The sequence below is a fragment of the Afipia felis ATCC 53690 genome, assembly GCF_000314735.2.
GTDB classification, from domain to species: domain Bacteria; phylum Pseudomonadota; class Alphaproteobacteria; order Rhizobiales; family Xanthobacteraceae; genus Afipia; species Afipia felis.
In genome coordinates this window covers 1-20,622 of record NZ_KB375271.1, presented here as the reverse complement: position 1 = coordinate 20,622, position 20,622 = coordinate 1, and the positions used below count along the sequence as shown (strand labels likewise).

Here is a 20,622-nt window from a genome sequence, read left to right as displayed (position 1 = left end):
TTAGCTGCCCCGCTGCCTCAGATGGGCTGGATAGCCCGCGTTCGTGCTAGCGGCCGCGATGGCGTCCGGGTTCGTCTTCGCGTCGTCGAAGGTCACGGTCGCCGTCTTTGCCTCGAAGGAGACGGTCACGTTCGCTACGCCCGGGACCACCGCCATCGAGGTCTTCACAATGTAAGGGCACGAGGCGCAGGTCATGTTGTCGACAGCGAAGGTGATCGTGCGTTCTCCGGCGAATGCGGTCGACGCCGTCATCATCGAGGCGATCAGGGTGAGTGCGCTCAAATATTTGTTCATTGGACGGGTCTCCTTTTGGTCTCAGGCGCCAAGCAGCAGCGGGGCGATGTAGTCGAAGGCGAAGGCGGCGATCACAAGTGCGGTTGCGATCCAGAGCGCGAGCTGGACGAGACGGTTGGAAATGGGGCGCGCGCAAGCGGCGCCCTCAGCGCAGACTCGCCGCGGCTTCCAGTAGACGAGATAGAAGCCGTAACCGAGAAGGCCTGCGGTTCCGGCGACGAAGATCGGTTTGTAGGGTGCAAGCGCTGTCAGATTGCCAATCCAGGCACCACCGATACCGACACTGAACAGGATCAGCGGCACGATGCAGCAGGACGAGGCGGCGAGCGCCCCGAAGATACCGCCAACGGCGATCAGACGCTGCCGTCCAACCTCCCTGCCTTCGGGCGCGGAGGGATCCGCCGCACGAGGCGCCATGCTTGCCGTTCCGGATCGCGATGCGACCATGTCCACTCTCTTCCTTGTCGAAATCCTAAGCGTGCCGTAGCATGCGGTCTGTAGTCGCTACAGGGTCAAGAAGGATTTTGCGATGCGCGATCACGCCGGGGTGAAGGGGCTGCAGCGGGCGGAACTCGCCCAGCGAACGGGCTGCAATCTGGAGACGGTGCGTTATTACGAGAAGGTCGGCCTTCTGCCCGAACCGCCGCGCACAACGAGCGGCTACCGCAGCTACGACACGTCGCATGAGCGGCACCTTCGCTTCGTGTTACGGGCGCGCGAGCTCGGCTTCTCCCTTGATGAAATCCGTGAGCTGCTGCGTCTCGTCGACGAGCGCAACCAGCCCTGTGCCGAGGCGCGCGCGGTCGCCGCTGCACACCTTGAGGACGTGCAGGCGAAGATTGTCGATCTGAAGCGCATGGAGCGGGTGCTCAAGAAGGTTGTCGCGCAATGTGCTGACGGCACGTTGCCGGAATGTCCGCTGATCGAGACGCTGTTCCGGGAGGGTGCGGTCAGCTGATCGCACCCGGTGGATTCTTTGAAACGGTCCGCTGAGGGGGCGCCTATGCGGCGCCCCTGACGTCGTGCCCATGAGCATTGGCTTGCAGGGCGTGCATCCAGTCGGTGATCTCTTGTGCCTTGCTCGCCGCGGTGAAGATGGCGCGCTTGTCGGAGCGCAGCACTTCGAGCCAGGAGGCGATGTAGCGGGCGTGGTCGGGTCGTGGCTCAACACTGAGGTTGAGGTCGGCGCAGATCATGGCGCTGAGAAGTTCGACCGTGCATTCTTCCATGGCGTAGGCGGCCGAGCCGAATCGTCCGGACAGATCGCGGTCGAGGCGATGTTTGGCGCCGGAAGCGTGACCGCATTCGTGGAGCAACACGGCGTAGTAGGCAATCGCATCCCGGAAGCAGGCGAAGTCCGGCATCTGCACGCAGTCCTTCGATGGGATGTAGCAGGCCTGCGATCCGCCGTGGCGAATATCGATGCCGAGGGCGGCGCAGAAGCGCTCCGCGTGTTCGATCCGCTCGACCTCGGGAAGCACCGGCAGCTCGGGCGGTGTGTAGCCGTCGACCTGAGCGGCATTGAAGACGATATAGCCGCGAGCAAACAGGCGCCGTGCGGGCTCGTGATGATTGTCGTCGCCATCCTGACGGTCTGTGTCGCTGCTGCGATCCGTCGTCTTCCAGAACACGACGAGGTGGCCGCGCTCGCCCTTGCGGACCTGCGCGCCGAACTCCTGCCATTGGCGATAAGTGCCCCAGATGCCGGCGGCATAACTGGACGCCTGCGCCGCAGCCCAGAGCGAGAGGATGTTGACGCCGCGATAGGCCTTGCGAGAGGCGACGTTGACGGGCGTGGTGATGGCCGATCCGTCGTGATGCCAAGGCATCCGGTACTTGCCGGCGCCAGCCTCAATGGCGGCGATGATCTGGTTGGTGACGCGCTCGTAGATATCGTTGCCGGTCTGGGCTTGGCTGCTGCGATCTGTGGTCATTGGTGCCTCCTGTGCTCGCCCTCTCCGTCGAGGGCGAAGTGGCAGGGGCAGATGCGGCGAGCCGGGCCGTCACACCCTGTTGACGGTCGCTGGTGCGGAACAGGGTTGACGGGCCGGCAGCGTCTGCCACAACCGAGCCCCTGCCTCGACGGGCGAGCACAGGAGACGTCGGCCATGACCGATTGCCGCAGAACTGGCCGGCGGTGAGATCTTGCGTGGCTCTCAGCCAGCGCCGTCTCGCGGCGAGCGCCGCAGCGGAACGACCTTGGCCTCATTCGATCGCACCAGTTCATCCTGGCCGGCAATCACCTCGTCACGCTCGGCAACCTCAACGTCAGCACCTGGATGTGTTGCGCGAGCGCGCGGGTCACCATCGATCAGAGGTGGGGTCAGCCAAGACGTTTGCGTTCGTTGTCACGCGTAATGGCCGCGCGCTGCAGCGGCAACAGGCGCAGGCGAGCAGGGCTTCGCCCTCCGCGATCGAAGTTTGCCAAGGCGCGCGACGACGCTCTATTCCGATTCATTCCTGTTTGCTCTTTCTTGCCGTCCCGCCGAGCGACATGACAAAAGGCCGGTCCCGAAGGACCGGCCGGCATCGGACGGTGAAGAAGATGGCGGGGCCGAAGCCCCGTCGGCGGCGTCAACCGAACGCCGCCATCTGAACCTCGGCCGCCTTGCGGCTGACGGTCTCGCCGGGTTGTTCGGGCTGGCGCTCGAACGGCTTCCAGCTCTCCCCGACGATGTGCTCGTAGGCGGCGACGGCGCCTTCCGCCGCCATGCGCAGTGCGTGCGCCTGGATGCTAACCTCGGCCGCGAATTCGCGCTTGCGCTGGGCCGCGGATTCGAACCCGACGGGTCCGTCGAGGTCCTCGTCGCGCGTGTCGTTGGCGAGCTTCGCTGTTGCCTGTCGCGCCTCGGTGACGGCGCGGCTGTAGAACTGGCCGGCGCCGTGCGCTGAGCCGACATAGGAGCCGACGATGCGTTGCAGGTGGATCTGCATGGCGCGTTCGTTGAGGCCTTCGTGGAGGGCATCGGCGGTCTCGGTGATGAACCGTTGGTGGAGATCGCGGATGCCGTCGCTGTCGAGGACGGGGAGGCCGAAGCTCTCGGCGATGCGGGTGGCCTGGGCGGCGTCCGGGCAAACGAGCCGGACCATTTCGACGGTGGTGCCGCGGCGCAGCGGGACGATGCGGGCGCTGGTGCGGGGTGCGCGAGCGGTTTTGGTCATGGTGAAGTCCTTTCCTGGGTTTCGCCGTCGGGTTCGATCCGGCCCCTGCCGGCTCCCCCTTCGGGTGCGGTCGCCCAGCGCCGCCGAGACGAGGGCCGCTTCAAGGTCCGGGGACCGCCAGGCGAGCGAGGTCCGGTTGCGGACAAGCGGGGTTCCAGCCTGCTGGAGCCCTGCGCCGGACGCGGCCGGACCTTGGCGAGATCGGCGGAAACCGGTCGCTTGCGACTTGGCCTTGAAGCGGACCGCCGGGGGCGCAGACCAGCAAACCCGAAGGGAGAGCCGACAGGGTGCGGGCCGGGTTGGCGATGCCGGAAAGATTCGCCCTGCCAGACCGCCGTCGCCGCGCCATGCTCGAGACGTTGGCTCAAAGCGCGCCGCGAGTTCAGGCACGGTCCTATTATGCCGCCGCGCCCTGCCGCTTTCCCGGGCGACACTCGGCTGGGCTGCGACAGTCGTGCGGGCGATCCGCATCTTGCGGGTTGTCACGAGCCTGACCGGACGCCGAAGCGTATCGGGCCCGCAACGCTTCGATCGCGGCATCCTGCCGGGCGAGCTTGCGCGAGAGGGTGTCGATCTCCGGCTGGCGCTCAGCCGTGATCGCCGCAAGGTTCGAACGGTAGCGCTCAAGGAACGCTGTCGAGTCGGGCGGCTTGCCGCGATGGTATCCGGACCGCTTGCGACCGAGCTGTGGAATCAGCGCCGTCATGCGACGGATGATCTGCCTGTCGATCATGTCGAGCTGGCGCTGCGTCTGGCGGCGCGCTTCCTCCATGCGTGAAAGCTGAGCAAGGCGTTGGGGAACGGCCGTCATGGCGACGTCCTCCCCTGCCAGGCGATGAAGCTCGACGGCCCGGAATAGACCGCGTGGCGGGTCTCATCGACGACGAAACCGAAGCGACCGATCCGGTACTCGTCGGATGGGACGAGAAAGCGTCGCTCCTCGGTGCCGGCGCCACGTCGGCCGCCCGGCGTGGCGACGACCTCGACGAAATCGGGGTGCTGGTCCGACGTGATCGCCGACGCGACGATCCAATCATCGGCGTGCTCCTGCTCGAAGGCACGCCGATCCTTCTCGCGGGACTCGCAGGGGCGAAGCACAGTGCCGAAGATCACCTCCCAGGCATCGGGCCAGCTATCCTTGATCGTGCGCTCCGCGCAGCGTCGCTCGTAGCTGGTGAACAGATGCGGGAAAGTGACCGCCACGATCGCCCAGCCCTCGTCTTCTTCATACCAGCCGCCCCGCGCGCGCAGCATCGAATGGACGCTGCGGTTGCGCGCGGCCGCGAGATGAAAGCCGCCATGACCTGCGGGCGAATGGCAGACGACGCCTTCTGCGTAGATGGTCGCGTGCTGGGAGCGGCCCCACGGCGTACTCGCCGTGGAACTGATCTCGCGGCGGCTCAGCGCGCGATTCTCGCGCTGATGCTCGGCGTTTTCCGCGATTTTGGCGCGGAAGGCCGCCTCGTCGGCGAGCTCGCCGGCGTGACCGTAAAAGTCGGATCGCTTCCACTCGGCCATCGGGTGGCCGATGCGCCACCCGGTGGCGAGATAGTGCCGGCCGTCGCGCACCGGCAGCATGGCGAAGGCGGTGTCGGCGACGCGAGCGACGAGAATACCGTCAGCCGCGCGGCCGAACTCGATCTGCGGAAATGCGATCGCGGATTCCGCGATCATCGTGGTGGAGGGAGCGGGCGTGCTCATGTGGCCGTCCTCCCTTGGAGGGCGGCTTCGTCCGCCGAGATCGCGCGCAGGACCGCGTTCGGATAGCCGTGCCGCGTCAGCCATTCTTCGGCGTCGGCGCGGTGACTTCCGAGATAGACCAGCTCGGCATCGTCGCCGGGCCGATCGAGCACGCGCACCGCGCCGACTTTCGGGCATTCTGTCACGACGAAGGTCAGGTCGCTGTCGACCGAGAAGGTGCGGTGGACGCGAAGCACCACGACACCGCCACCGCCGTAGTCGCCGGCATGCAGCGTGATGCTCGCGCTGATGACAGTGTTACCGACACGGCGTTCTGCCTGCTTGCGGATTAGGCGGCCGCTGCTGTTGCGGTGTTCCCAGGCCGCGAGCTTCTTGCGATGCCGCTCCGGCGGCCGCGGTATGCCGTCGGAAAACCGGATGATCGCCCCGAGCGGGGCGAGGTCGTAGATCGACTGTGCGGACATGACGTCCTCCTGTTCGTGGGAGTGGAAACGAAACCGCCGCCGGCTGAGCCGGCGGCGGGATGTCATTCGGATCGTTGGGTGGGGGCGGACTATTCCGCCGCCTCCGGGAAGGCCTCGGCGTCCGAAGCGTCGTCGCCATCGCCGTCCGCGGCTTCCGGGTCCTCGACCTGGTCGTCGGCCTCGTCCTCTTCGGCGACGGCGTTCGTCGCCAGCCAGGACGACACGGCGGCCTTGTCCGGAGCGAACAGCGCGGCCGCAGGCACGAAGCGGCCTTCCTTGAAGTGCTCGACCAAGGCCGTGCGGGTGTCCTTCACTTTCTGGCGGGGAAGAACCGGCGTGTCCTTGCACGAGCCTTCGAGCGCGGTGCGCGACAGGCACGACAAGAAGTCGTCGGTGCCCATGTTCGGCAGGAAGTTGTCCGCACCGACCACGTCACCGGCGACGCGGGCGACGATGCCGCTGTCGGTGCGGTTCTCCCGGCACGAAAGAACCTCGGCGAGGATCGAGCGCGCCGCGACGCGCAGCGTATCCATATCGAGGACGAGCTTGCCGTCCTGATCGAACAGCGTCACGGCATGGCGGGCGATGCGCCGGTTGCCGTAATAGGTCCCGCCGCTGCCGGAATCGACGGAAACGTTCTGGCCGGCGAAGGCGAGGATCAACAGCGCGATCAGCGTCTCGTCCTCGATCGGCGCGCGAGCCAGCGCCTCGTGCAGGGCGTCCGTCCGGAAGTCGCCGATCATCTCGAGGCCCTTGCGCGTCACGTCCGGACGCGGCTTCGAGACGGCGGCGGTCTCATCCGCAGTGTCAGTGCCGGCAGACCCGTCCTTGCCCTTCGGCTTCTTCGCCGCGGGCATGCGGTAATGCACGCTCTGCACCCGGCCGTCGCGGTCGAGATACATCGCCGTGCAATCCGACTTCGACGGCTTGCCGTAGACGCGCTCCGCCTTCGGCGGCAGCTTGACCTCGCCCCAATTCGTCGTCTCGGCGATGATGCCCTTCTTCGGCAGGTTGGCGGTCATCCACTCCTGCTGCGCGCCGAGGAACGCCTCGACATCCGTGGTGTAGCGGCTGTCCTCGTCCGCCGGCGCGAACAGGTCCTCGACCCACTGGATACCATAGGCCTGGGCAAGCTCGTCGCCGAAGCTGGCATGACGCGCGTACATGCGGGCCTTGGTCAGAGCCTGCGCCACGCTAAACCACGACACCTGCGGATCCGCCTTGGAGGGCTTGTGCTTCTTCCAGACCTCCTTCTGCTCATCGAGCGAGGCGGACGCGATGGTGCGGAGCTGCCGCTCGTCGGGCATGTCGCCCTTGACCATGTGATCGAGCATGACGGGCAGCACATTGGCGAGCAGACGGAGCTTCCTGATCAGCCGGACCGGCAGGGCCAGCGCAACGCCGATTGCTTCCTCGGTCCAGCCGAGCGCGACGAGGCGTTCGATCGCACGCCACTGGTCGACGGGATTGAGCGCTTCGCGGGCGATGTTCTCGATCATCGAGCGCATGGCGCCGTTGTCGTTGGCGGCCTCCTCGACGAGCACGTCGATCTCCTCGAGGCCGGCGGCGATCGCCTGCTTCACACGGCGATGACCGGCATTGATGACGTAGCCGTTGCCGCCGCCAGTCTCAGGCGTGATGACGGGCGGCTGGACGATGCCGACGGCCTTGATCGTCGCCAGCAGCAGGGCGTCGGCCTGCGGCGTCGACTTCGTCTGGCGCATACGGTCCGGATTCTCCTTCAGCGCACGCGGATCGACCTTGATGAGATGCATGGGATTTCTCCTGTTCGGGGTTTGCGGACCGCGCCTCGCGCGTCCTTCGTCTTCTTTCCGAAGACACCCCCCGGGCCGCGGAGCGGTCGGGCCGGAACAACTGCGGCCGAGCATCCCGCCTGGCCGGACCAGCAGGGCTTGCGAGCCCTGCGCAGGACGACGGGCCGGGATCGCGCAGGCGGCGGTTGAGCGTCAGCGCTGCCGGGCTGGCCGATCTGCGAGCGGGTTCCCTCTCCCCCAGCTTTCTTCTTGAACTCCGCTACTCTTGACGCTATATTGCGTCATAATAATTGGCATCGAGAAGGAAGTTTGAGCGATGGGTCTCGCCCAATATGCGGATAACGGCGTCTTCGCGCCGCGCAGAATTGCGGAAGCTTTCCGGACGACGAGCGAGGAGATCGCTCGCACAGCTGGATTGGGCAAGGACGCGATCCAGCGTAAGGATCGGGTTCGATCGGACAAAACCCAGCGGCGTCTGCGCGAAATGATCGAGGTCATCAACAAGGTTGAGTCGCGCTTTGGTACGGCGCTAATGGCTTATGCGTGGTACCGCTCCGAGCCATTGTCCGGTTTCTCGGGCCAGACCGCGATGCAGCTCGTGCGCTGCGGTCGGGCCGACGACGTACTCGACTATATTGATGCAGTCGACGCCGGCGTGCACGCCTGACCGTGCCACTCCGCTACGAAGGAAAACTCTATCGGGCATTGAACCCAATCTATGCACGCGAGCCGCTGTCGGGACTTGGCGCTGAGCTCTACGGTGGTCGGTTCAATCCAAAAGGCGTGCCAGCGCTTTATTCTTCACTGTCCATAATGACTGCGCTGAGGGAAGCCAACCAGGTCGGCAACCTGCAACCGACGACACTCGTCTCCTATGACGCGGAGATCGAAAATATCTTCGATACCCAAGACGAGGCCGCACTCATGGCTGAGGGGGTGGACGCCGCCACGCTCGCAGACGCGACGTGGCGTGATCAGATGAAAGCGAACGGAGAGGCGAAGACACAGGCCTTTGCAAGGCGACTTATCACCGCCGGATTTAACGGTCTGCTAGTCAAAAGCTTTGCGACAGGCGCGAGCGCAACGGATCTAAACCTCGTGCTCTGGCGATGGAGCGGCAACGCCCCGGCCCGTCTCGTCCTGATCGACGACGAGAACCGGTTGTCGCGATAGAACGCTTACGCCGCGATCCAATCGTTGCGACTTTCTCTATCATTCGCAAGGTCAGCTTGCACCTCCGCCAACTGGCGGCGCTTCTCGGCGAGCTCCGCGGCGAACGCGAAATCGCCGTCCTCGCGCGACCGGTAGGAGGCAAGTCGGCGATGCGCGTCGGCGAGACGCTGGCGATAGCGCTCCCGCTCACCCTCGAAATCATCGAGCGCATGCTCGAGGCGGGAGATCGCGCCGAGCGGCGTCACGGTGACGGGCAACTCGATCTCAACCTCGGCGCCGGTGCGGATCAGGGCGGTGCTGTACCGGTAACCGTCGCGGCAGAAGCGCTCGCCGGTATAGTCGAGGTCAAAGCCGCCGATCACGGCAATGGTGCTCTCGCCCTCCTGCTGAAGCTGCACCAGGGTCAGGATTTCCTTCATCAGCGCGCGGCCAGCCTCCTTGCGCTCGAGATGGCGCTTGCCGGCGATGCTCGCGGCGAAGGCATCGCCCGTTGTGGGAACGCGGCGCTCGATATCCTCGCCGACTTCCGCGATCCGCCGCGTCGCGAACTCGATGTCGCGCTCGGCGTCGCGGATCTGCCGGCGAACCGCGTGCTGGTCGTCGATATGCGCGGCGCGCAGGCGCTCGAACCGGGCGATGTCGGCCTCTAACCCGGCCTTCTGCATCAGCCGCTGGTCACCGCTGGCGATCGCCTTGGCCATGGCGAACTGGTTGGCCTGGCCTTCGCCGAGATCCTCGAGCCGGCGGATCGACGTGTCGCCCGAGAGCGCGGCGGCGATGAAGCGGGCCTTGCGCTCATTGTTCTGCCACATGCTGGCGTCGAGCGAGCCCTCGGTGGCATAGGCGAAGATGTCGATGACGTCGTGCTGATTGCCCTGCCGCTCGATCCGGCCCTCGCGCTGCGCGATCTGCGACGGCAGCCACGGCACATCGAGGTGATGGAGCGCCTTCAGCCGAAGCTGTGCGTTGACGCCGGTGCCCATCGTGTCGGACGAGCCGATGAGGAAGCGGACCTTGCCGGCGCGCACATCGCCGAACAGGCGCTGCTTGGCCTCGGACTTCTTGAAGTCCTGCATGAAGGCGATCTCGGACGCCGGCACGCCGAGGCGGATGAGCTCGTCTCTGATCCAGCGATAGGCCGAGAAGCCGCGTGTCTTCTCGACGTTGATGGTGCCGAGATCGGAGAATATCATCTGCGCGGCGCCGGGCAGCTCGTAAGGCTTGCCGTCGGCGCGCACGTAGCTGTTCGCCGACGTCTCCTGCCAGATGCGCAGGGCGTTGGCGACGAGCAGGTTCAGCTTGTTGTCCGGCTCGTTGTCGTTGTCCGGATCGACCAGACGCAGGTCGATCGCGGCATGGCGGCCGTCGGTGATGACGGAGAGCAGGATGTCGTCGCCCGGTTGCGGCGGCCCATCGCGCATCTCGATCGCCTTGATCCGCGCGTCGAGAACAAGCTGGTAGCGCTTGAAGGCGGACGTCGGCTTCGCGGTGAAAATCTGCCGCTTTCCGGTCGAGATCGCCGGAATTTTGACGCACTCGCGCAGGTCCTCCGGTATCACCACGTCGGCGAAAGAGCGGAACATGGCGATCAATTCGGGGACGTTGACGAAGGTCGCGAACCGCGTGACCGGCTTGTACTTGCCGTTGGGCTGGAGCTCGAGCTCGGTCGAGACATCGCCGAAGGTCGAGGCCCAGGCGTCGAACTCGTGCAGGCCGCGATCCAGAAGCGCCGCGTAGCCGAGGTAGCGTTGGACTGAGAACATCTCGCCGAGCGTGTTGGTGATCGGCGTGCCGGAGGCGAGGACGAGTGCGCGGCCCGGGTTCTTCGTCTCGATGAAGCGGGCCTTTACGTAAAGGTCCCAGGCGCGCTGCGAACCATTGGGATCGACGCCCTTCAACGTCGACATGTTGGTGGCGAAGGAGAGTTTTCTGAACTCCTGCGCCTCGTCGACGATGATCTGGTCAACGCCGATTTCCGAGATCGTCAGCAGATCGTCCTTGCGGGTGGCGAGCGCTTCGAGCCGCTCCTTCAATCCCTCCTTCAGCCGTTCGAGCCGCTTGCGCGAGACGCGGTCGTCGCCTTCCACCTTGGTCAGCAACGTCTCATAAAGCTCCAGCTCGTCCTGGATCATCTGCTGTTCGAACGCCGACGGAACGCCGACGAACCGGAACGCCGAGTGCGTGATGATGATCGCGTCCCAGCTGGCGGTCGCCGAGCGCGACAGGAAGCGATGCCGCTTGTCCTTGGTGAAATTCGTCTCGTCGGCGACGAGGATCCGGGCGCCCGGATAGAGCGCCAGGAATTCGCGCGCCGCCTGCGCCAGACAATGACCGGGCACGACGAGCATCGCCTTGGCGATCAGGCCGAGCCGGCGTTGCTCCATGATGGCGGCGGCCATCGTCATCGTCTTGCCGGCGCCGACGGCGTGGGCGAGATAGGTCGCGCCCGAGGCGATGATGCGCCAGATGCCGCGCTTCTGATGCCCGTAGAGGACAAAGGCGCCTGAGGCGCCGGGCAGCTTCAGATGCGAGCCCTCGAAGGCGCGGGGCACGATGTTGTTGAAGCGGTCGTTATAGACCCGCGCCAGGCGATCGGTCCGGTCAGGATCGGACCAGATCCAGGTCTGGAAGGCAGTCTTGATCTTTTGCAGCTTCTCCTTCGCCGCTTCGGTGTCGACGACGTTGAGAACGCGGCGCTCGCTGTCGCCGTCCTTGATGGTGTCGAAGATCTGCGGCACCGCGGAATTGAGCGCATCCGACAGAAGTTGCCCGGCGTGCCGTCGCTCGGTGCCCCATTCCGACGTGCCGGCGGCCATCCAGCCGAGCTGGCGGGCCTCGACAGTCCACGACGCCAATTCCGGCATGTGATGGATCTTGATCTCCGCGCCCATCGTCTCGTGAACGAAGGCGATGATGTCCGCGGCGGGAATCCACGGTGCGCCGAGGCGCGCGGTGATGTCGGATGGCCGCAGATCGGCGGGCTGCACGCCCTGCAACGCCGTGACGTTGCGCGCATAGGCGGGGTCGAGCGCGGCGGCAGCTTCAGCCGCCACGAGCTTGGAGCGAACCGCGCCGGAGAGATAGGCATCGGCCGTCTGCCACGCGCCGTCGGTCGGATCACGGAAGATGGCGCTGCCGAGTTCGGCGATGACGTCGTCCGCATCGCGATGCAGGAGTTCGGCGATATGGTCGGGATCGACACGGCCCCGCTCGTTGAGCACGACGGCGAGCGCATCGGCAGCGCTGGTGATGAGGGGCGACGCGGGCGGGGCGATCACCCGTTCGGTGAAGATCGGGCCCGGCTTCGCCGTGTCGGTTTCGAGATCGTAGTCTTCGATCGAAGCGACGAGCCAGCAATCGGGATCGTCGAGGAATGGCTGCAGGTTGGGCCGGCGATGCGTTTCGCGCACTCCGCCGGTTTCTGCGTCTTCGCTCGTCGAGACGACGGTGCTGTTGATCGGCCCGAAGGCGCGGACGAAGTTCGACCAGGCGATGCGTAAGCGGACCTGCGCGTCCTTCCACGGCCGGTCAAACTCCTGGCACTTCAGCACCTCGCGAACCGCGTCGCGGATCGGGATCAGCTTCTGAATGATCCGGACGTGTTTCTCCGGAACGCCGTCGGCGCTGCGGCCCTTGCGCACCGTGATGGCGGCGGGCTCGCCATCAAGGATCTGCATCAGGCCGCGGGCCTTGTCGAAGAAAAAGCTGCCCTCCCGCACATGGCGATCGGCATTCACATGGACGGATGCCTCGTGGTCTACTTCCTCCACGTCGAACTCGATCGGCTCGGGCTCGCCGTTATAGATGCCGTCCGGAAGGCGGGTAATCGCCTCGTCCAGCGCGAGGCGGAGATCCTCGCTGGGTTTTGGAAGACAGGTGTAGGTCTCGCCGAACGGGCCGGCGGTCAGCGCATGCATCCCGAGCACAAGCCCGCGATGGCGCGTGAACCAGCGGTTGACGCGAATGGCGCCCTCGTCCTCGGTTGCCGGACGCACCTCCTCGAGGTCGAGCCAGGACAGATCGCCTTCCGGCTCGCCGGGCTTGCGCCGGCGGAAGAACAGGATGTCGATGACGACGTCGGTGCCGGCATCGGCGCGAAAGCTGCCTTCCGGCAGACGGATCGCACTGACGAGATCGGCGTGCTGCGCGATGAGCTCGCGCGCCGCCCCGTCGGCCTTGTCCATGGTGCCGTGCGACGTGACGAAGGCGGCCAGCGCCCCCGGCTTCAGCAGGTTGATCGCCTTGACGATGAAATAATCATGGAGGCGAAGCCTGAGCGAACGCAGCGCGCGGTCCGATCGCACGGTGCGATCGGAGAAAGGCGGATTGCCGATCGCCAGATCGAAGCGTGGCGGCAGCTCGGTGCGCGCGAAATCGCTGCTGACGATGCGCGCGCGCGGCTGCAACAGACGCGCGATGCGGGCGGTGACCGGATCGAGCTCGACGCCGGTCACGTGCGAGACCTCGCGCAAATCCTCGGGCATCAGCGCCGGAAACAGACCCGTGCCGATGCCGGGCTCGAGCACGCGGCCGCCGCGCCAGCCCAGACGCCGCACTGCAGCCCAGATCGCCCGGACGATGAACTCCGGGGTGAAATGGGCATACTGGGTGCAGCGTGCGAGCGAGGCGTAATCCGCGTCGTCGACCGCATCCTGCAGATCGGCGCCGATCTCGTCCCAGCCTTGCGCGAATTCGGTTTCGCCCGGCCGGCGGAAGACGCCATTTGCGAGCTCCGAGGCGCCAAAGCCGGTGAAACGGATGAGTTGTCGCTGCTCCTCGATCGTCGCAGACCGCTGCTCCGCATCGATCTGCGAGGCGAGCCGGACCGCCGCGATGTTGTCGCGGGCGCGCTGCTTCCAACCCTTGGCGAGGCCGCGTTCGCCGGACAGATAGAAATTGTCGCCGCGCTTGCCGGGACCGGCCGCGGGCACCCGCGCTGATATGACCGGCGGTGTCGCTAGAGCCGGCGTTGACGGTGGTAGATCGTCGTCATGGTCGTCATCGCTGCGGGAATCGGCGAACGCGGTGACGCCGAGGCCGAGGCCTGACGAGAGCGCGGTGTTGCCGAACAGATCGAGGGTGAAGGGATCGTCATGCGCCATGGGGAATGTCCTTCTGTTGGGCGCGCGCAGCTGCCCATCGGCGCGGGCTGCGACGACGGCACGGCGTTGCGGAAGTGAGAGGAGGTCCCGGCGCAACGCCGGGTGCGGAAAAAGCGAAGCCCGGCGCGTGGCCGGGCTGTTCGCAAGTCGGAGAGGGAGAGGACAGGCTAGGCCGCGATCGTCTCCGGCAAATGGCGGAGCTGGACTGGCAGTTTGGCCGCTATCTCTGCGTCGGTGAGCGCGTCGAGCAATTTCAACACGGTGCCGAACCGCCCAGCATAGACGAGCACGGTGCGGCGGCCATGCATGGACGCGGGCCAGCGCTCGCCGGCATAGCCGCGATAGTCTTCATGCGTGCTCGACCAGATGTGCTCGAGCCGCTCATCGCGAGTCATGGCGCGAACCGGCCGCGACTCGCGCTCGATGATCGCTGCCTTCATCCGTTCCGGCGAAGTCCGATCCGAGAGATCGCAATAGCCGTGAAACCAGCGTCGCCGTCCGTCGATGGCGAGCGCGAAGAAGACACTGGTGACGCTGCCAGTCATGAACTCACGCATCGCGAATAGATCGCCGCGCAGGAACAGCGGCGGCAGGATGTCGAGCATGTGATCGTGCTCGGCCTCGGCGATCTCAAACCACTCACCGGCGAAGAGATGCGCGGCGTCGCCGGCAGCCCAGGTCGGATCGCCACGATGGCGGTTGAACATGCGATACATCTCATGGCGCGTGGCGACGCCCTGGAAGATCTTGCGGATTGTCGGGAGGGTGTGCATGGCGGCTCCTTTCGGCCTGGCGAACTGAGGCGCGAGCGATCCGCCTGATCCCTCGTCACTTCAGCCCTTCATCACCCCTCCGGCGGGCCGCCTCTCCGGTCCGGCGGGTCAAGGGCCGCGGCACGCGGGCGAAGCGCACCCTTGACGCGACGGCCGGGCATGCGGCATCGCGCCTTCAATTCTTTTGCTCTCTCCCATCCTTTCCCGCTCTTCAGCGAGGCGCCGCTCGGCATTCGCGATCGCCGCAAGCGCCGCCTTGAACACGGCCGAGCCGCGCTCCTCCGCGAGATCCGTCGATGCCACGACGGCAACGCAGGCGGCGTGGATATCGTTGTCGCTGACGGCATCGGACGCGAGTTTGGTCGCGGCGCTGTCATGGGCGATGACCTCGCCGACCGTCGTTCGTACTTCGGCCTCGTCGAAGCGGAGCAGGACGTGAACGCTGGGCGCGGCCGCAGCCGCTGCCGCTTCGCGGAATCCCGCGAGCATCTCGTCGGTCGCGCCTGACCTGATCGCGTCCGCGGTGATCAAGACGGCCATGCCGCCGAAGCCGTCCGGTCGCATCTTCGAGCAGGTGAAGGCGGAAGAGACGGCGACCTCATCGAGCGTCGGGGAGCGGCGCACGATGTCCTGAAAGATCGTCGCCCAGGAGATGACGGTCAGATCGAGTTCGACATGAGTCTCGCCGGCTTCTACCTCGGCCAGCCGATCGGCGACGATGGCGATGAGGACACTGTCAACGTCGGCCGAGGCGCGATACGCGTCGCGCAGCTCCGCGACATCGAGCTCGAGGCACTCCGCCGGACTTTCCTCGGCGAAGAAATAAAGGCCGTCGCTGTCGGGTTCGGCGCTGAAGATATGAGACAGGACGAGCCGCTCAAGCTGCGTCATGTCGCTGTCGGGAATCGTCGTCTGCACGACGGTCGGAACGTAATAGCTGGCCATGTCCGGCTCCTGAAAATGCAAAAGCCCGGCAAGGCCGGGCGGGATGTGCGGAGGGAAGGATGTGCGCCGGCGGATCAGTCGGGATCGCGGGCGCCGGCGAGGATGGCCTCGGCCTTGGCGATGGCCGGCAAGGCGCGTTCGCGCCAGTAGGCGCGATCGAGCGCCTCATCGTCGCCGCTCAGCACCTTCACCAAACCGAGCAGCACCTCGAAATGATCGGCCTTGCGCTGCAGCGTTTCGCGATAGTGCGACGGCACCGGCACGGATGGACCGCTATAGGCGGTGTCACGGCCTTCCCAGGCGCCGGTCACATAGGTTTCGCCGGCAGTTTCATAGTCGCGCTTCTCGTTGTCCCAGTCGTCGTCCTCGATAGCGAGGCGGCAGGCCTTAGCGAGGCTCGCCGCCACGTAGCTGCGCTGGCGATAGACCGGCAGGCGATAGGTGGTCTCGATCGTGAAGATGGGCATGAGGGTCGTCCTTCCCTTCGGGTGTTGCAGACACCCTCGGGCCGGCCGCATCGAAGGGTCCGGCGGGTCAAGGGCCGCGGAACGCGGGCGCAGCCTCCCTTGACGCGCCGGCCGGGCGTGCGGCAGCAGGGTTCATCCGGCTGCTGCTACCGGCTCCTCCGCCAATCGGCCGACGAGGATCTTCAAATCATCATTCCAATCGCCGGCGCGCGGCCGCGACCGCGCGTAGGACGCGCCCGTCTCAGCAGCGATCACGCGCAGGCGCTCGGCATAGACATCGCCCTGCCGATTGTTGTCGGTCGCGGCGACAAGTCGGGCGTCTGCGCGCATAGCCAGACCGCGGATGGCCTCCTCGCTTGCCGGGGACCAGCCTCCGCCGGTGCTGACGAAAAGCGTGTCCGGTCGCAGAACCTGGATCGCGGCGAGGCTGATGGCGTCGATCGCGGCCTCCGTCACGCAGACCCGGGACGCGGCCGCAGGACCGAAGCGGAACAGCTCCTTCGCTCCGCCGGTGGCGAAGCCGCGCCATTGCGATCCGCGCTCTTCCCAGCCGACCAAAGCCCCGTCGACACGGCGGTGCGCCGCCCACATGCTTCCCTGCGGCCCCTCGCGGAGGAGGCCTTGTTCGACCGCGACTGCCACGATCGTGTCGGGAATGCCGCGTTCCACCGTCAGGTAGCGCCAGGCCGGCGAGCCGGGGCGCGGAATGCCGCGGCGCATCCAGCGATCGGCAATGGGGTGCAGCGTCGTGGGGCGGGGCTCGCGCTGCCACGCCGGCGGGCTCGGAACGAATCCGATAAGCGAAGCGACATGGGCGCAGGCCTGGGCGAAGCCTTGCGCCCCGAGATGCTCGGCCAAATCGAACACGTCGCCTTTCGCGGTCGACAACGGGTCGAACCAGCCGCGATCGTTGTGAATGACGATGATGATCTTTGCGTCGCGGCGGTACTTGACCGCCCGGCGCGTGCTTTCCTTCAGATCGACCTTCCAGCCGTCCTGTTGGAGCAGGGCGGCGCATCCGACCCTGGCTCGTAATTCTTCGATTTCACTTTTCTCCATGACCTTCACCGGGCGCACATCCCGCGCCACCCGGTCCTTTCTTCAGTTGACGTCCCTTCGCCCTATCGCGAAGGCACGCCACCCGCCCGCCGCGAAGCGTGCCGGATGCAAGGGCGCGCTGACAAGCCGTCCAACATGTCGGACTCCGGCCGCGGCGAAGCTTCCCTTGCGGCCGGTACGGCGCCAGCGGCAGCGGTCACCCGGCTCAATGAGCCGGGGACCACGGATCGTATTCGTGCTTATGCGGATATCGACATAATCACGATTATGACCCGTTCGAGATTATGGAGAGCTGACACCTTAGACAGTCGGCCAATCCGCCAAAGCGCCGGGCGCTCAGCCCGGCGCTTCTCCTGTCGACTGCACATAATCAAAGGCTTTGGAGGAATGCCATAAGCTGATCTGGCGGCCGATAGCGGGCTGGTGCAGCGTTCACGGGCTGCAATCGACTGAGCGCGACTTCTTTCATTGCTAGGTCAGCTTCCAGATACATGTGGGTTGTCGTCGGGCTTTCATGCCCGAGCCACAGGGCGATTACGGTGATGTCGACGCCCGCCTGAAGGAGGTGCATCGCCGTCGTGTGGCGGATCGTATGCGGCGAGATCGCTTGGCCGGCGAGCCGAGGATGTTGTTGAATGGCATGCTTAACCGCCAGAGCGAGGCGTTGTGTTACGCTCGAGCGTGACAACTTCCCGCTCGCGCCATTTGGAAACAGGAAGTCGGAATCTTCGGCCCTGGCGAGCTGGCGCTTCCATTGTCGAAGAGTGCTGGCTGTTGTTTTCCAGAGCGGCATGCTCCGCCTCTTCCTTCCTTTCCCATGGAGATGTGCCACAGGCGATATGTCCAAGATGACGTCGCCGACCCGTAGATTGATGGCCTCCGATACTCGTGCGCCGGTGTTGTAGAGCAATGTGAACAGCGCACGATCCCGCCGCCCAACCCAACTTCGCTGATCGGGCGCCGCGATGATTGCCTCCATCTCTGGCTTGGTCAGAAAGCCGAGCACCGGTTTGTCATGACGCTTCGACGGAATTGCTAGGCCGTGCTCGATGGTGGCCAAGGCCGAGAGGTCGTGATGGGCAGCGTACTTCAGGAACGATCGGATCGCCGACAGGCGGGCGTTGCGGCTACGTACGCTGTTGCCGCGATTCCGCTCGAGATGATCGAGGAAGCCAAGGATCAACGTCGCATCCAAATCTCGGAGCGACAGACCGGTTGGCGACTTGCCGATGGATTTCTCCGCATAGAGCAGGAGCAATTTGAACGTGTCGCGGTAGGCTGCGATCGTGTTCGGGCTGACGGCCCGCTGTTGGTGCAAATGGTCGACGAAGAAGTGCTGCAACAACGTCGGAAACGATGAATGTAGGCTCGCATCAACCATGATCCACCTCCCCGGTCATGATTGCTTGTGCCTCGAAGCGTGCGCCGGCGACAGCCATCAACTCCGGCACGGCCTGCAAATACCAATAGGTATCCCCCAGGTTGACATGGCCCACATAGGTGGAGAGCGTCATCATGGCGTTGTCGACATCCGTGCCGTTCTCCTGCCACAGCATCAGGCGTCGACAGATGAAGGTGTGCCGGAGGTCGTGAACGCGTATGTAGCGATGGCCGCCGCGGGGAATGATCCTCAACTCGGCCGCAAAGCGAAGAAATACTCCTCGCACCTCGCTGTACCGAAGCACGCCCCCTGTCTTCTCGGACATGAAGAGCGGCGTGGTGATATTCATTGAACCATATCTGGCGCGTGCGCGCAGATAGCGTCGCAACACCTGGGTCGTGGTCGAGTGCAGGGGAACGAGCCGAGTCCGCTGGAACTTTGAGTGTCGGACTGTGAGGTGCGCCCGCGTGCCGTCAATGTCGCCACAGCGTAGGTTCAGTGCTTCGGATATCCGCAGGCCCGTAGCGGCCAGCAAACCAAAGAGCGTCGTGAAGGTTGCCGGCGTCAATCCTCCTTGTGGCGAGAGACGGCTCGCTGCTCCGATCAACGCCTCGACTTCCGCTGGTGTATAGATATGCGGTGCGAGCCGGCGTTTTGAACGACCGAAAGGAAAGCCGGCTGGAAACTCGGTGTGTGGATCGAGATCGGTGAGATAGCGTGCGAACGGGCGAAGAACGTCGACCCGTCTGGCCCATGTGTAAGGGTCATCGACCTGCGCTTCTTCCTTCGCCCATCGGAGAACTATGGCGGACGTCAAAGGCCCCTTGTGACCGCCCGCGTCCGCAAAACACGCGAAAGCCAATATTTGACTGCCTGGTCGTTTCAACGCGAAGCCGAGGCGACGGCGCTCTGCGAGGTAGGCTTCCGCCCGCGATAGCATGGTGTACGGAGCGCTCATGCCACGCTCCCCGGCCAGCACAGCGCGACCGCCGTGAGGCGCGAACTGTCAACACGGGTGTAGGTGGCCGACGTCACGATGCTGCGGTGACGCAGAACATCGGCAATCTGCTTCATTGGTGTCCCGGCATTGACGAGCCGAGTGGCCAGGGTGTGTCGCAGGATGTGAACGCGTGTGCGGTCCCAACCCAGCCGTTGATAGGCGGCATGAACGGCTTTCTGGACCACGCGCCGACCAACCGGCTCGCCCAAAGGGGCAACATGTCGAACGAAAATCTGGCGACATGTCGTCTTCGGCCGCTCGTGAAGAAGATAGTCGGCGATGGCCTCACCTGTCGCCCTTGGGAGCGGCAGCACGTCAGCTCGGCGGCCTTTGCCCGCGGTGATCCGGATGGTGCCGGCTTGCCAGTCGATGTCGTCTAGGCTCAGCCGGACGACCTCGCTGCTTCTGAGACCGAGATCGGCAAGGCATCGGACCATCGCATAGCCGCGCCGTCGCGATGGACAGGCCGCATCGAACGACCGGAAAAGCTGTTCCAGTTCGTCCCCAGAAAGTGCCTCGGGCAATTTGGTTTGACCCCAGCACGCTGGTTGAGGCACAGCGTGCATCAGATCGGTGACGTTGTCGCCGAGTAGTTTGCGATGGCGGAGATAGCATCGAACCGCGCCCGCCATGACGCGGATCGTACTCCTGCTCCATGTAGCGTCATCTAAAACGAAGCTTCGAATCGCCGATGGGCTGATGGATGTTGGATCGATTGGTCCCGATCCGAATTGAGCTTTGAGCAGGCGCCTGATGATCCGGCATCGGTGATCGCGCGTGCCTTGGGCCAAGCCCCAGACTTCCGTCATCTTCTCGTCGAACAACGCGAGTTCACGCGTGATCGGGTCGGCGACAGGACGGCGGATGATCCCCTTCGCGTAGAGGATGTGGATCAGGTGATTGAGGGCGGCCCTATTGATGATCGGGTTGCGCTGAACGGGGCGTGGACAGGTGCAGTTGGGCAAATGATCGGAAATGAATCGGCCGACGACTGCTTCGTCGACATTCTGGACCGCCCAGTCTTCCGAACGCAGCCAATCCCCGAAATGGAAGACGCTGGCGACATAACGGCGAACGCGTTTGGCCTGATAGCGCCTTGCTTCGAAGTGCTCGCGATAGTCTTGGACGATCGGTGCGAGAACGTTGGCAGGATCGTCAGGGCGGAGTTGAAGTCTGAGAGATGTGGCCATGCTTGATCTCCTCGTTGGTGGGAGATCATTCTGAAGCTGAGGATTATGTGCAGTCGACAGGAGAAGCGCCGGGCTGAGCGCCCGGCGCTTTGGCGGATTGGCCGACTGTCTAAGGTGTCAGCTCTCCATAATCTCG

Annotated in this window: 19 protein-coding genes; 3 read left to right on the top strand and 16 right to left on the bottom strand. The window is 65.0% G+C overall.

The window, feature by feature from the left end; translation table 11 throughout:
• Entirely contained in the window at positions 1–294 is a 294-nt protein-coding gene (locus HMPREF9697_RS19580) for a heavy-metal-associated domain-containing protein (RefSeq protein ID WP_002718997.1), read from the bottom strand.
• A 21-nt stretch (positions 295–315) separates the two neighbouring features.
• Positions 316–741, bottom strand: coding sequence for a mercuric transporter MerT family protein (locus tag HMPREF9697_RS19575; RefSeq protein ID WP_040308436.1), 426 nt, complete (start codon positions 739–741; stop codon positions 316–318).
• An 82-nt stretch (positions 742–823) separates the two neighbouring features.
• On the opposite strand from HMPREF9697_RS19575, the gene HMPREF9697_RS19570 reads away from it, so the two are divergent.
• Positions 824–1,252: a MerR family transcriptional regulator gene (locus tag HMPREF9697_RS19570; RefSeq protein ID WP_002718995.1), complete on the top strand. Its 429-nt coding sequence runs from the start codon at positions 824–826 to the stop codon at positions 1,250–1,252.
• Positions 1,253–1,295: 43 nt separating this feature from the next.
• Here the strand turns inward: HMPREF9697_RS19570 and HMPREF9697_RS19565 are convergent, their stop codons facing one another.
• The 6 genes from HMPREF9697_RS19565 to HMPREF9697_RS19540 all read right to left on the bottom strand — a co-directional run bounded on the left by HMPREF9697_RS19565 (position 1,296) and on the right by HMPREF9697_RS19540 (position 7,396).
• Entirely contained in the window at positions 1,296–2,228 is a 933-nt protein-coding gene (locus tag HMPREF9697_RS19565; protein ID WP_002718994.1) for an ArdC family protein, read from the bottom strand.
• 640 nt (positions 2,229–2,868) lie between these two features.
• Positions 2,869–3,456 (bottom strand): hypothetical protein, encoded by a 588-nt coding sequence (locus HMPREF9697_RS19560; protein ID WP_002718993.1) that lies wholly within the window; start codon positions 3,454–3,456, stop codon positions 2,869–2,871.
• Positions 3,457–3,853: 397 nt separating this feature from the next.
• Complete coding sequence (locus HMPREF9697_RS19555) at positions 3,854–4,267, bottom strand: hypothetical protein (RefSeq protein WP_002718992.1); 414 nt, start codon at positions 4,265–4,267, stop codon at positions 3,854–3,856.
• Positions 4,264–5,157 (bottom strand): DUF7007 domain-containing protein, encoded by an 894-nt coding sequence (locus HMPREF9697_RS19550; protein ID WP_002718991.1) that lies wholly within the window; start codon positions 5,155–5,157, stop codon positions 4,264–4,266. The genes HMPREF9697_RS19555 and HMPREF9697_RS19550 overlap by 4 nt, the downstream gene beginning before the upstream one ends.
• Positions 5,154–5,621 carry a hypothetical protein gene (locus HMPREF9697_RS19545; protein WP_002718990.1) on the bottom strand — a complete coding sequence of 156 codons (468 nt, stop codon included), beginning with the start codon at positions 5,619–5,621 and terminating at the stop codon, positions 5,154–5,156. Before HMPREF9697_RS19545 ends, HMPREF9697_RS19550 begins: the two co-directional genes overlap by 4 nt.
• 89 nt (positions 5,622–5,710) lie before the next feature.
• Positions 5,711–7,396 carry a ParB/RepB/Spo0J family partition protein gene (locus HMPREF9697_RS19540; RefSeq protein WP_002718989.1) on the bottom strand — a complete coding sequence of 562 codons (1,686 nt, stop codon included), beginning with the start codon at positions 7,394–7,396 and terminating at the stop codon, positions 5,711–5,713.
• 316 nt (positions 7,397–7,712) lie between these two features.
• Here HMPREF9697_RS19540 and HMPREF9697_RS19535 point away from each other — a divergent pair, with 316 nt between their 5' ends.
• Together HMPREF9697_RS19535 and HMPREF9697_RS19530 are read left to right on the top strand one after the other, a co-directional pair.
• The gene (locus HMPREF9697_RS19535) at positions 7,713–8,063 is read left to right on the top strand and encodes an antitoxin Xre/MbcA/ParS toxin-binding domain-containing protein (RefSeq protein WP_002718988.1); all 351 of its coding nucleotides are present in this window, start codon (positions 7,713–7,715) and stop codon (positions 8,061–8,063) included.
• Positions 8,064–8,065: 2 nt separating this feature from the next.
• The gene (locus HMPREF9697_RS19530) at positions 8,066–8,569 is read left to right on the top strand and encodes an RES family NAD+ phosphorylase (RefSeq protein ID WP_002718987.1); all 504 of its coding nucleotides are present in this window, start codon (positions 8,066–8,068) and stop codon (positions 8,567–8,569) included.
• Between the two features lie 5 nt (positions 8,570–8,574).
• Here HMPREF9697_RS19530 and HMPREF9697_RS19525 read toward each other — a convergent pair whose 3' ends face one another.
• The 8 genes from HMPREF9697_RS19525 to HMPREF9697_RS19490 form a co-directional block, all read right to left on the bottom strand.
• Positions 8,575–13,671: a DEAD/DEAH box helicase family protein gene (locus HMPREF9697_RS19525; RefSeq protein ID WP_002718986.1), complete on the bottom strand. Its 5,097-nt coding sequence runs from the start codon at positions 13,669–13,671 to the stop codon at positions 8,575–8,577.
• A gap of 167 nt (positions 13,672–13,838) precedes the next feature.
• The gene (locus HMPREF9697_RS19520) at positions 13,839–14,444 is read right to left on the bottom strand and encodes a DUF1419 domain-containing protein (RefSeq protein ID WP_002718985.1); all 606 of its coding nucleotides are present in this window, start codon (positions 14,442–14,444) and stop codon (positions 13,839–13,841) included.
• A 108-nt stretch (positions 14,445–14,552) separates the two neighbouring features.
• The gene (locus tag HMPREF9697_RS20225) at positions 14,553–15,389 is read right to left on the bottom strand and encodes a hypothetical protein (protein ID WP_002718984.1); all 837 of its coding nucleotides are present in this window, start codon (positions 15,387–15,389) and stop codon (positions 14,553–14,555) included.
• A 74-nt stretch (positions 15,390–15,463) separates the two neighbouring features.
• Positions 15,464–15,856: a hypothetical protein gene (locus HMPREF9697_RS19510; RefSeq protein ID WP_002718983.1), complete on the bottom strand. Its 393-nt coding sequence runs from the start codon at positions 15,854–15,856 to the stop codon at positions 15,464–15,466.
• 132 nt (positions 15,857–15,988) lie between these two features.
• A complete protein-coding gene (locus tag HMPREF9697_RS19505) occupies positions 15,989–16,915 on the bottom strand; it encodes a DUF3991 and toprim domain-containing protein (protein ID WP_040308433.1) in 927 nt (308 codons plus the stop codon).
• A gap of 370 nt (positions 16,916–17,285) precedes the next feature.
• Positions 17,286–18,296: a tyrosine-type recombinase/integrase gene (locus HMPREF9697_RS19500; RefSeq protein ID WP_002718981.1), complete on the bottom strand. Its 1,011-nt coding sequence runs from the start codon at positions 18,294–18,296 to the stop codon at positions 17,286–17,288.
• Positions 18,289–19,254, bottom strand: coding sequence for a tyrosine-type recombinase/integrase (locus HMPREF9697_RS19495; RefSeq protein ID WP_002718980.1), 966 nt, complete (start codon positions 19,252–19,254; stop codon positions 18,289–18,291). The genes HMPREF9697_RS19500 and HMPREF9697_RS19495 overlap by 8 nt, the downstream gene beginning before the upstream one ends.
• Positions 19,251–20,486: a tyrosine-type recombinase/integrase gene (locus tag HMPREF9697_RS19490; protein ID WP_002718979.1), complete on the bottom strand. Its 1,236-nt coding sequence runs from the start codon at positions 20,484–20,486 to the stop codon at positions 19,251–19,253. The genes HMPREF9697_RS19495 and HMPREF9697_RS19490 overlap by 4 nt, the downstream gene beginning before the upstream one ends.
• Positions 20,487–20,622: the final 136 nt, after the last annotated feature.

Coding starts and splice junctions, on each gene's coding strand:
- HMPREF9697_RS19495 (WP_002718980.1), bottom strand. CDS start 19,254: ATGAGCGCTCCGTACACCATGCTATCGCGGGCGGAAGCCTACCTCGCA.
- HMPREF9697_RS19550 (WP_002718991.1), bottom strand. CDS start 5,157: ATGAGCACGCCCGCTCCCTCCACCACGATGATCGCGGAATCCGCGATC.
- HMPREF9697_RS19575 (WP_040308436.1), bottom strand. CDS start 741: ATGGTCGCATCGCGATCCGGAACGGCAAGCATGGCGCCTCGTGCGGCG.
- HMPREF9697_RS19545 (WP_002718990.1), bottom strand. CDS start 5,621: ATGTCCGCACAGTCGATCTACGACCTCGCCCCGCTCGGGGCGATCATC.
- HMPREF9697_RS19505 (WP_040308433.1), bottom strand. CDS start 16,915: ATGGAGAAAAGTGAAATCGAAGAATTACGAGCCAGGGTCGGATGCGCC.
- HMPREF9697_RS19560 (WP_002718993.1), bottom strand. CDS start 3,456: ATGACCAAAACCGCTCGCGCACCCCGCACCAGCGCCCGCATCGTCCCG.
- HMPREF9697_RS19555 (WP_002718992.1), bottom strand. CDS start 4,267: ATGACGGCCGTTCCCCAACGCCTTGCTCAGCTTTCACGCATGGAGGAA.
- HMPREF9697_RS19535 (WP_002718988.1), top strand. CDS start 7,713: ATGGGTCTCGCCCAATATGCGGATAACGGCGTCTTCGCGCCGCGCAGA.
- HMPREF9697_RS19540 (WP_002718989.1), bottom strand. CDS start 7,396: ATGCATCTCATCAAGGTCGATCCGCGTGCGCTGAAGGAGAATCCGGAC.
- HMPREF9697_RS19490 (WP_002718979.1), bottom strand. CDS start 20,486: ATGGCCACATCTCTCAGACTTCAACTCCGCCCTGACGATCCTGCCAAC.
- HMPREF9697_RS20225 (WP_002718984.1), bottom strand. CDS start 15,389: ATGGCCAGCTATTACGTTCCGACCGTCGTGCAGACGACGATTCCCGAC.
- HMPREF9697_RS19500 (WP_002718981.1), bottom strand. CDS start 18,296: ATGGTTGATGCGAGCCTACATTCATCGTTTCCGACGTTGTTGCAGCAC.
- HMPREF9697_RS19565 (WP_002718994.1), bottom strand. CDS start 2,228: ATGACCACAGATCGCAGCAGCCAAGCCCAGACCGGCAACGATATCTAC.
- HMPREF9697_RS19525 (WP_002718986.1), bottom strand. CDS start 13,671: ATGGCGCATGACGATCCCTTCACCCTCGATCTGTTCGGCAACACCGCG.
- HMPREF9697_RS19580 (WP_002718997.1), bottom strand. CDS start 294: ATGAACAAATATTTGAGCGCACTCACCCTGATCGCCTCGATGATGACG.
- HMPREF9697_RS19570 (WP_002718995.1), top strand. CDS start 824: ATGCGCGATCACGCCGGGGTGAAGGGGCTGCAGCGGGCGGAACTCGCC.
- HMPREF9697_RS19510 (WP_002718983.1), bottom strand. CDS start 15,856: ATGCCCATCTTCACGATCGAGACCACCTATCGCCTGCCGGTCTATCGC.
- HMPREF9697_RS19520 (WP_002718985.1), bottom strand. CDS start 14,444: ATGCACACCCTCCCGACAATCCGCAAGATCTTCCAGGGCGTCGCCACG.